Origin of the sequence: Leptotrichia sp. oral taxon 879 str. F0557, from assembly GCF_000469385.1 — a bacterium.
GTDB classification, from domain to species: domain Bacteria; phylum Fusobacteriota; class Fusobacteriia; order Fusobacteriales; family Leptotrichiaceae; genus Leptotrichia; species Leptotrichia mesophila.
Genome location: NZ_KI271348.1, coordinates 1 through 1480 on the forward strand (window position 1 = coordinate 1; position 1480 = coordinate 1480).

A 1480-nucleotide genomic window follows, 5' to 3' on the forward strand; every position below is an offset into this window, starting at 1 on the left:
ATATATAATAAAACCTATTTAAAACTGAACTATTTTATCAAACAAAACAGAAATAACCGTTTCTTTAATGAAAGGTCTCCTGTATCCTTCTTGAACTTTATCTAGCCATACAATATGCTGGAACTTATATTGAATTGAAATAACGTTTTTGTCTTTCCATTCTCAAAATAAAAATTTAAAATTCTTTTTCTGTAATTTTTTTGTATGCTGTAATATTATTATACCATATTTCTAGGACGTTTTTATATAAGTTTTGCTATAAATCACGACAAACACATGAAAAAAATCTAAAAAAAGAGGTATAATATTACTGATGAAAGAAACTGATAAAAATGTCAGAAGATAGTCAAAATCTAAAAGAATTTTACTCAAATATAGAACAAGCGATAAACTTCAAAAATAAAATACAAGTTAAGTGACATTGTTGTAATTATTATTTTTGCTATACTTACAAATATTGAAAATTAAAGAATTTGAGAAATTGTATCTTAAAGCATTAAAAAGATACTTGGAGTTGCCAAATGGAGTTCTTTCACATGACTATTCAAAGAGTCATGCTACAATAGGCTTGAAATTATAGAAGTTTTTTTGACAAAATGGATGGAACTAAAAATTTCTGGGAAAGATAAAAAAATAAGAAGGATATTGAACATTAACGGGAATTTATCAAACAGGATGAAAAATAAAAACAATAGTTCATTAGATATAGCATCTACATATTCAAAAGAAGATGGGATATGCTATTCACAAGTAGCAACTGAAGGAAAAGAAAATGAGATAGAAGCGATATTACACCTGTTTGATAAAATCTCAATAAAAGAATGCATAGCTACAATAGGAACTCAAAAAGAAATCATAAGAAAGATAGAGTAGAAGATGGGCATTTCTCTATTCAAGTAAAAGGTAATCAGAATACTTCAAAAAAAGAAGCTATAATGACAAAGGATACAGAAAAAAAATTAAAAAATGAGAGAAAATATAGCCGGAAGATAGAAAACAAGGGAATATTACTATACAAAAGAAATAAGGAATTGAAAGAAGTAGGGGAGATAGGTGTATCAATTTTAACCACGGAAGTAGACGGAAAAAACAGAAACAGAGAAGATACTAGATAATCAATATAACAGGAGGAGTAGAGGAATTTGTAAGAGCAGTAATAGTGAAGCCAATATAAAATGACCTAAAAATATAATAGTATTACGATATATGAAAAAGGTTATGGAAAAACAAAAACATCATTTCAATTCAACATAAATTCCAGAACATTGTATGGATAGATAAAATTTAAGAAAAAGACAGAAGATTTTTCATTAAGAAAATAGACATTGAACAAAAATGCAGCATATTTTAAGGAAATTAGCAATATCGATACTGGAACTGTCATTCAGAAAGAAATTTATCAGAAGGATAAAGATATATATTTGAAGGGAAGAGCAGATAAGAGATATAAATCAAACTGAATTCAATTTCAAAGAAAAAA

3 protein-coding genes are annotated in these 1480 nt (G+C 26.7%); all 3 read left to right on the forward strand.

Going from position 1 to position 1480, the window contains the following annotated elements; genetic code table 11:
- Window positions 1-588 precede the first annotated feature (588 nt).
- Window positions 589-873, forward strand: coding sequence for a hypothetical protein (locus HMPREF1552_RS09860; RefSeq protein ID WP_039901595.1), 285 nt, complete (start codon window positions 589-591; stop codon window positions 871-873).
- A 62-nt stretch (window positions 874-935) separates the two neighbouring features.
- Window positions 936-1115: a hypothetical protein gene (locus tag HMPREF1552_RS12610; RefSeq protein ID WP_039901596.1), complete on the forward strand. Its 180-nt coding sequence runs from the start codon at window positions 936-938 to the stop codon at window positions 1113-1115.
- A 210-nt stretch (window positions 1116-1325) separates the two neighbouring features.
- Window positions 1326-1460 (forward strand): hypothetical protein, encoded by a 135-nt coding sequence (locus tag HMPREF1552_RS12950; protein WP_021745040.1) that lies wholly within the window; start codon window positions 1326-1328, stop codon window positions 1458-1460.
- Window positions 1461-1480 lie beyond the last annotated feature (20 nt).

Coding starts and splice junctions, on each gene's coding strand:
- HMPREF1552_RS12610 (WP_039901596.1), top strand. CDS start 936: ATGACAAAGGATACAGAAAAAAAATTAAAAAATGAGAGAAAATATAGC.